The 7,721-nt window shown below is 70.8% G+C and carries 8 protein-coding genes; 3 read left to right on the forward strand and 5 right to left on the reverse strand.

Features of this window, described 5'->3' with window-relative positions; all coding sequences use genetic code 11:
• Positions 1 to 93 precede the first annotated feature (93 nt).
• Positions 94 to 1,629 (forward strand): sigma-70 family RNA polymerase sigma factor, encoded by a 1,536-nt coding sequence (locus FKR81_RS28445; RefSeq protein WP_146356308.1) that lies wholly within the window; start codon positions 94 to 96, stop codon positions 1,627 to 1,629.
• A 23-nt stretch (positions 1,630 to 1,652) separates the two neighbouring features.
• Here FKR81_RS28445 and FKR81_RS28450 read toward each other — a convergent pair whose 3' ends face one another.
• Entirely contained in the window at positions 1,653 to 2,048 is a 396-nt protein-coding gene (locus tag FKR81_RS28450; RefSeq protein ID WP_146356310.1) for a DUF6292 family protein, read from the reverse strand.
• Positions 2,049 to 2,169: 121 nt separating this feature from the next.
• Between FKR81_RS28450 and FKR81_RS28455 the strand changes: the two genes are divergently transcribed.
• Positions 2,170 to 3,390: a PP2C family protein-serine/threonine phosphatase gene (locus tag FKR81_RS28455; protein WP_235921821.1), complete on the forward strand. Its 1,221-nt coding sequence runs from the start codon at positions 2,170 to 2,172 to the stop codon at positions 3,388 to 3,390.
• 42 nt (positions 3,391 to 3,432) lie between these two features.
• Here the strand turns inward: FKR81_RS28455 and FKR81_RS28460 are convergent, their stop codons facing one another.
• From FKR81_RS28460 to FKR81_RS28470, 3 genes are all read right to left on the reverse strand, one after another.
• The gene (locus tag FKR81_RS28460; RefSeq protein WP_146356354.1) at positions 3,433 to 4,335 is read right to left on the reverse strand and encodes an acyl-CoA desaturase; all 903 of its coding nucleotides are present in this window, start codon (positions 4,333 to 4,335) and stop codon (positions 3,433 to 3,435) included.
• Between the two features lie 162 nt (positions 4,336 to 4,497).
• Positions 4,498 to 5,265 (reverse strand): shikimate dehydrogenase family protein, encoded by a 768-nt coding sequence (locus tag FKR81_RS28465; protein ID WP_235921822.1) that lies wholly within the window; start codon positions 5,263 to 5,265, stop codon positions 4,498 to 4,500.
• 20 nt (positions 5,266 to 5,285) lie between these two features.
• Entirely contained in the window at positions 5,286 to 6,395 is a 1,110-nt protein-coding gene (locus FKR81_RS28470; protein ID WP_146356314.1) for a 3-hydroxyacyl-CoA dehydrogenase family protein, read from the reverse strand.
• A 140-nt stretch (positions 6,396 to 6,535) separates the two neighbouring features.
• Between FKR81_RS28470 and FKR81_RS28475 the strand changes: the two genes are divergently transcribed.
• Positions 6,536 to 7,576 (forward strand): 3-oxoacyl-ACP synthase III family protein, encoded by a 1,041-nt coding sequence (locus FKR81_RS28475; protein WP_235921823.1) that lies wholly within the window; start codon positions 6,536 to 6,538, stop codon positions 7,574 to 7,576.
• Between the two features lie 4 nt (positions 7,577 to 7,580).
• Here FKR81_RS28475 and FKR81_RS28480 read toward each other — a convergent pair.
• A partial coding sequence (locus FKR81_RS28480; protein ID WP_146356317.1) for a 3-deoxy-7-phosphoheptulonate synthase occupies positions 7,581 to 7,721 on the reverse strand: 141 nt, incomplete at its 5' end.

The raw sequence follows: 7,721 nt of genomic DNA on the forward strand, positions 1-7,721 counted from the left end.
CATCGGCCTGACGAACAGCGGTGATAGGCGTGGCAAGGTGGACTGCAGAGCGGAACGCTCATCATTCTTGGCATTGAGAAGGCGGCGACCCCCGTGCTCGGGCAGCCCGACGAACGTGACGTGGCGCGGTGGCGCACCGGTGACCAGGCGACGATGCGCGCCGACCTCGACCGCGCACTCGGTGTGGACGGCGCGGAGGAGTCCGCGCACCTCTCCTCCGACGCCGAGCTGATCGAAGCCGTGCGCGGCGGGACGATCCAGGCCTACAGCGAGCTCTACTCGCGGCACGTGCGCGCCGCCCACAACCTGGCCCTCCACCTGTCCAGGTCGCCGGTCGACGCCGACGACCTGGTGTCGGACGCCTTCGCGAAGGTGCTCACCACGCTGCGCGCGGGCGGCGGGCCCGACTCGGCGTTCCGCCCCTACCTGCTCACCGCGGTGCGCCACCTCGCCTACGACAAGTTCCGGCGGGATCGCAGGCTCGAACTGGCCGACGACGTGGCGGCCCTACCCGGCGCCGAACGGGTCACCAGCGTGCCGTTCCACGACACGGCGGTCGCGGAGCTGGACCGGACGCTCGTCGCCAGGGCTTTCGCCACCCTTCCCGAGCGCTGGCAGAACGTGTTGTGGCACACCGCGATCGAGGGTCAGTCACCGGGCGATGTCGCGCCGTTGTTCGGCCTGACGCCCAACGGTGTCTCCGCGATGGCCCACCGGGCCCGTGAAGGTCTGCGGAAGGCTTACCTCCAGGCGCACGTCGCGGACAGTCCCTCCGCGCGGTGCCGTGCCACGGTCGACAACCTGGGCGCGTGGACTCGCGGCGGTCTGTCCAGGCGCGAGTCCGCCCAGCTCGACGCGCATCTCGACACCTGCGGCACCTGCCGGGCTCTCGCCACCGAGCTGGCCGACGTCAACGGCGCGCTGCGCGGCGTCGTCGCGCCACTCGTGCTCGGCGCGGGCACCGCCGGCTACCTGGCCGGGACGGCCAAAGCGGGCGCGGCGGTGGCCGCCTCGACGCCCGCGCTGCTCGGTGTGGGTGCGTCGACCACAGCACTCGTGATCGCGTTCGCCGTGGGGATGATGGATGCGCCCGCTCCCACGGCCATCCCGACGACCGCCGTCGCACCACCACCGTCGGGCACCAGCGCCGGTACGACGACGCAGGTGCGGAGCGGCTCGTCCGCCCCCACCTCGACGGGCTCCGCGACGCCGACCACGACAGGCGGGTCGAACACCGTCGCACCGCGAACCACCACGCCCGCCGCCGCACCCTCGTTCGTCGCGACCGCGCCCGACGGGTTCACCACGTCCACCGGCGGACCACCCACCGACTTCCCCGTCACCATCCGCAACACCGGTTCGGCGCCCGCGCCGCCCATCACGTTGACGCTGTCCCTGCCCGACGACGTCAAGGTGGTCGGTCCGGGCAACCCTCCTGCGGGATCCGTCGGGTGCCCGGCGGGCAAGGGCACCGTGACGTGCACCGCCGAGCAGGAGCTGGCCGCGGGCGCTTCGGTGACGTTCGTCTTCCGCCTGCTCGCAGGTCCGAAAGCGAGCAACGGCACCATCACCGCGACCACGGGCTCGACTCGGGTGGACGTGCCCGTCACGATCGTGCCGAAGAAGTAGGTCGACGACAGTCCACAGTGGATTCAGTCAGCGGCACCACGCGTTCTCGGTGCCGGCACGAACGCGGTGGTGGCGCCCTCGTCCTGCCGGAAGAGACTCATGACCCACCGCACGACGGTCGGGGGCGGCGGCAACCGGTCCTGCTCGAGTCGTGCGACCACGACGAGGGTGCTGCCGCCGGTGCTCTCGATCGCCGCCGCCCACCCGTTTCGCTCGTCCCAGAGCAACGCGACGTCGTGATCGGGGAAGTCGGGCAGCTGTCCGTCCAGTGCCACGTAGGCGTTGGCCGGACGTTGCGCCTCCACGAACGAGCTGTCGCCGCGCAAGCCCAGCGCCTCGGTGACCAGCCGGACGTAGCAGCTCAGGCCGCGCGCCAAGCTGTCGTCGAAGTCGAAGTCGAGATCGAAATCCAGATCCATGCGCCATCGCCTGCTTCTACTCCGCCGTGCGCTCGACGCGCCGACTGCTTGACGCGTCGAGCGTGTACCCCGGCTGGGCTGGTCGCGAAACCCCCGGTTCGGCAGGTCTACGCTGCGAAAAGTGATCGAACGAGTGGAACCCTGGCACGCCCTGTTCCGCCAGATCATCAACGGCGCCCACCTGACCACCGCTGGTGACCTGGCGAAGCTGGTGGACGACGCGACCGCCCGCGTCGGCGTGGTGGTGCAGCTGTACCTCACCGACGTCGGCCAGCAGCGGTTGCAGCCGGTGCGAGCCGAAGCCGGGCCACCGCTGCTGGTGGACTCCACCACAGCCGGGCGCGCGTTCCAGCGAACCGAGATCATCGCCGTGCACGCCACGCCGGGATACCTGTGGGTGCCGGTGCTGAACGGCACCGAACGGCTGGGCGTGCTGCAGGCGACCCTGCCCACCGGAGCCGACCCGGACGACCACTGGATTCGCGAGCAGTGCTGGGTGCTCGCCGGCCTGCTCGGGCACCTCGTCATGAGCAAGCTGCACTACAGCGACTTCCTGCACGTGGTCCGCCGCGCCACGCCGTTCTCCGTGGCGTCCGAACTGCTGTGGCAGCTGTTGCCACCACAGACCTTCGCCTGCGACGAGCTGGTGGTCACGGCCGTGATGGAGCCCTACCACTCGGTGGGCGGCGACGGCTACGACTACTCCGTCGACAACGGCCGCGCCCGCGTCGCGATCTTCGACGCGATGGGGCACGACATGCACGCGGGCCTCACCACCGCCGTGGCGCTGGCGGCCACCCGCAACGCCCGCCGCAACGGCCTCGGGCTGCTCGAAGGAGCCGAGCTGGCCGACGAGGCCGTGCGGCAGCAGGCGACCGCGGGCCTGAAGGCTCCGTTCGCGACGGCGGTGCTGGCCGAACTCGATCTCGCGACCGGGGTCTTGCACTACTTCGTCGCGGGACACCCGCCCGCACTCCTGTTGCGCGGGGGCAGGATGGTGAAAGCACTGAGCGGCACGATCCACCCGCCACTCGGCCTCGGCCACCTCGCGAAGTCGAAGCCGCAGCTCGGGCGTGAACAACTCCAGGCCGATGACCGGATCCTGTTCCACAGCGATGGCGTCACCGAGGCGCGTGACCCGCGGGGCGAGCAGTTCGGCGTCGACCGCCTGGTCGATCTCACCGAACTCCACGAAGCGGCCGGGCTGTCCCCACCCGAGACGCTGCGTCGCGTGGCCCGTGCCGTCCTCGACCACCAGCGCGGGCAACTCCAGGACGACGCCACACTGCTCCTGGTCGAGTGGAGCAGGGCTGCGGCCCGGAACGTCCTGCCCGCGCCCTGAGCTGCATTGCCCGTGGCGGCCTGCCTCAGTGCGATTGCCCGGTCATGGCGTGGTCGCCTTCAGCTTGCGCGCCAGTCGTTCCGGCCTCGGCCAGCGGACCTTGGTCGCCCAGCCCAGCAGTTCGAACACCCGGATCAGCCGTGCGGAGATGTCGATCTGGCCCCGGCGGACCCCGTGGCGCGCGCAGGTGGGGTCGGCGTGGTGGGAGTTGTGCCACGACTCCCCCATCGACAGGATCGCGAGCGGCCAGAAGTTCGCCGACTTGTCCCTGGCCTCGAACGGCCGGTCACCGATCATGTGACAGATCGAGTTCACCGACCACGTCACGTGGTGCAGGACGGCGACCCGGACGAGGCTGGCCCAGAAGAAGGCGGTCACCGCGCCCCACCAGCTCCAGCTGATCAGGCCGCCCGCCACCGCGGGCAGCAGCAGCGTCGCGACGGTCAGCACCGGGAAGAGCCGGTCGACGCGCTGGATGTCGTTGTCGGCGAGCAGGTCGGGCGCGAACCGAACGGCGTTGGTCTTGTCCCGTCCGAACATCCAGCCCATGTGCGCGTGCCAGAACCCCTTGACGAGCGCACCGGCCGACGTGCCGTACCTCCACGGGGAATGCGGATCGCCTTCGCGGTCGGCGAAGGCGTGGTGGCGGCGGTGGTCGGCGACCCAGCCGATGATCGGCCCCTGCATCGCCATGCTGCCTGTGACCGCCAGCGCGATCCGCAGGCCCCGGTTCGCGGTGAACGCGCCGTGGGTGAAGTAGCGGTGGAATCCGACCGTCGCGCCGAGGCAGGTCAGGGTGTAGAAGAACACCGCCAGAGCGATGTCCGTCCAACCAAGACCCCATCCCCAGGCCAACGGGACAGCGGCCACGAGTGCGAGCGCCGGCACGACGGCGAAGACCTTGACCAGCCACATCTCGGTCGCCGTCTTCTCACCGGCGAGCATCGGTTCCGGCGCGACGTCGGCGCGGACTTGCGTGTTCAAGTGCCTACCTCCGGTATCGGAACGAATCTCCGACGCCGGGGTCCGGGGCCATCGGTGCAGTGCTGGGCATCCGCCAGCCCCGAACGGATTCCCGACCACTGGCACGGCGAAACCACACCATGATCAGTTCCGCAGTCCGAAGAAGCTCAGGTAGTGGTCGATCTGCCCGCTGAGCATGTGGATGCCCTGGTGCGTCGGCAGCCCCAGTTCGGCCGCGGCGTGCAGCAGCCGGGTGATCTCCGGTTCCATCACGATGTCCGCGACCAGCGTTCCGCCGGCCAGCTTCGCCGGATCGAACGGCAGGTCGTCGCCGGGCCGCATGCCCAGCGGAGTGGCGTTCACGGCGACGTCGATCTGAGCGAGGTCGGCTACTCCGCCTCGCCGCACGCGACCGGGCCACCAGCGTTCAGCGCGCGTGCGCAGCTCGTCCACGCGGGCCTCGTCGGGATCGAACACGGCGATGGACGCCGCACCGGCGTCGAGCAGCGCGGGTGCGATCGCGCGGCCCGCTCCTCCTGCTCCGAACAGCGCGACGTCGCGACCTTCGACCCGGCGTCCTTCGTCCTGCAGACCGGTGACGAACCCGAGGCCGTCGAAGTTCTCGGCGTGCCACCTGCCGTTCGGCGCGCGCCACAACGCGTTCGCACTGCCCGCCTGCTCCGCTGCCGCGCTCCTGCGGTCGGCGAACGCGCACGCGGCCAGTTTGTGCGGCACGGTCAGCAACACGCCGCGGAGATTCTCCACCGCACCCAACGCGGAGAGGACGTTCTCGAGCTGGGGAGGCGCGACGTGCAGCGGGACGGTCACCCCGTCGACGCCGAGCCGGGCGAACGCCGCGTTGAGCAGCGCTGGTGCGCGCACCTGTGCGACCGGGTCTCCGATCACGACCACCAGATCCGCCGTACCGCTGATCATCCGACGGGCCAGTCGTAGAAGCCCGCACCGGTCTTGCGTCCCAGCCTGCCCCGAGCGACCAGGGAGACCAGTCGCTCGTGAGGTGCGTGGCCTGCGCCGGGGAACTCCTCGTCCAGCCTGGTCAGGATCGCGAGCGAGACGTCGAGGCCGATCGTGTCGAGCAGCTTGAACGGTCCCATCGGGTAGCCGAACCTGGACACGACCTCGCTGTCGACCGCATCCGGTTCGCAACGGTCCAAAAGCCGGACCGCGTCGTTGAGGTAGGGGAACAACAGGTAGTTCACGATGAAGCCCGCGCGGTCGCCGCACACGATCGGTTCCTTGCCCATGCCGCGCACCACCGAACACGCGGTCGCCACCACATCGGCGGCCGTGCCCGCCGCGGGGACGACCTCCACCAGGCGCATGTGCGGCGCCGGGTTGAAGAAGTGCAGCCCCAGCACGTCGGCCGGGCGGCTCGTGGCGGCCGCGCACGCGGTGACGGACAGGCTCGACGTGCTGGTCGCCAGCACCGCGCCGGGCCGGGCGACGGCGTCCACCGCGGTCAGCACCGTGCGCTTGACGTCGAGGTCCTCGGCCACCGCCTCGATCAGCAGGTCGCACTCGGCCAGCTCGGCGAGGTCGGTGGTCACGTGCACGGCGCTGATCGCGCTCTCGCGGACCTCGTCGGTGATGCGGCCGCGGCGCATTGCGCGCGCGAGCGAGCCATCGACGACGTCGAACGCACTCCTCGCGCGGGCCGGGGTGCGTGCGACGAGCGTGACGGGAAAGCCGTTGGTGGCGAAGACCTCCGTGATACCGCAGGCCATCGTTCCCGATCCCACGACACCGACCCGAGCGACCTCACGCGTGCTGCCGCGCGCGGTCGTGGCCGACCGCACCGGTCCCCCGGTGTACCCGGCGAGCTCCAGCGGTCCCGCAGGCAGGCCGCATCCGAGCCGCATCGCGGTGTCGATGTCGGCGCGGCTCGCGTATCCCTGTTCGCACAGGCTGATCGCGTGATCGAGGTGCGCGCGGACCAGGTCGCCGACGTGATCAGGAGCGGGCAGCACCTGAACCGCACCCTCGCCCATCGCGCCCATGCCCACAACAACGGATTCGTCCATGTCCGAAAACTATTGGTGCGAAACCGCACTCGCGCACCCCTATTGCCCGGCACGCACCCCCCTCAGTTCGCTTCGCTCGCCCTGGGACGCCACCCGCGCTCACTAGCATCCGAAGGCGACCCGAAGTGGAGGAGAACGTCATGACGAGCAACGACTTCTGCCCGTGTGGTTGCGCGATCGCGTCGTGGTCCATGCCGGGCCACCCACGCCGCCCGAAGGCCGTCGGCGTGCTCGGGTGCGGCCACCACCTGCCGCACGACGTCGTCTCGAACGAGCCCGTGGCGGCCGCCGCCGGCGTGCTGCCCGGCTGGATCGAGTCCCGCACGGGCATTCGGGCCAGGCGGGTGGCCGCCGAGGACGAGGCCGCGTCCGACCTCGCCGTGCTGGCGGCGGAACGGGCGCTGGCGAACGCAGGTGTGTCCGCCAGTGCACTCCGGCTCATCATCGTCGCGACGTCCACACCGGACTCACCGCAGCCGCCCACCGCGAGTCTGGTGCAGCACCGGCTCGGAGCGGCCAACGCGGCGGCGTTCGACGTCAACGCCGTGTGCAGCGGCTTCGTCTTCGGCATGGAGACGGCGCGCCGGATGATCGCCGACGGCGGGCTCGCACTCGTGATCGGGGTGGACGTCTACTCGCGCATCCTCGATCCGGCCGATCGCCGGACCGCGGTGTTGTTCGGCGACGGCGCGGGTGCGTGCGTGCTCGGCCCGGTGCCGCCGGGACGCGGCATCGTCTCGGTGGGACTGTCCACGTACGGCGGCATGCACGACCGGATCCGCGTGCCCGCGGGCGGCAGCCGGATCCCGCCGTCCAAGGAGTCGCTGCTCGCGGGCGAGCACTACTTCACCATGGACGGGCGCGGGGTGCGGGAGTTCGTCACCGACGAGCTGCCGCGGGCGGTCCACCTGTTCTTGCGGGACAACGGGATCGATGGTGCGGACGTGCGCCATCTCGTGCCGCACCAGGCGAACCTGCGCATGCTGGAGGAGATCGTGCCGTCGCTCGGGCTGCCGCGCGCCGATGTCCACTACACGGTGGAGGACTACGGCAACACCGGCGCGGCGTCCGTACCGGTGACGATGTCCGAGGCGGGAGAACGCTTCCGCGAGGGCGACCTGGTGCTGCTGGCCGCGTTCGGCGGTGGGATGTCCATCGGGCTCGCGCTCCTGCGCTGGTGATCGATCAGGAGCGGAGCGTCTCCGCGACCAGGAACGCCAGCTCGAGTGACTGCTGGGTGTTCAGGCGCGGGTCGCACGCGGTCTCGTAGCGGCCGGCGAGGTCGGCGTCGGAGATCTCCTGCGCGCCGCCCAGGCACTCGGTGAC

Origin of the sequence: Lentzea tibetensis, from assembly GCF_007845675.1 — a bacterium.
Taxonomy (GTDB): Bacteria; Actinomycetota; Actinomycetes; order Mycobacteriales; family Pseudonocardiaceae; genus Lentzea; species Lentzea tibetensis.

Coding starts and splice junctions, on each gene's coding strand:
- FKR81_RS28475 (WP_235921823.1), top strand. CDS start 6,536: ATGACGAGCAACGACTTCTGCCCGTGTGGTTGCGCGATCGCGTCGTGG.
- FKR81_RS28460 (WP_146356354.1), bottom strand. CDS start 4,335: ATGCTCGCCGGTGAGAAGACGGCGACCGAGATGTGGCTGGTCAAGGTC.
- FKR81_RS28450 (WP_146356310.1), bottom strand. CDS start 2,048: ATGGATCTGGATTTCGATCTCGACTTCGACTTCGACGACAGCTTGGCG.
- FKR81_RS28470 (WP_146356314.1), bottom strand. CDS start 6,395: ATGGACGAATCCGTTGTTGTGGGCATGGGCGCGATGGGCGAGGGTGCG.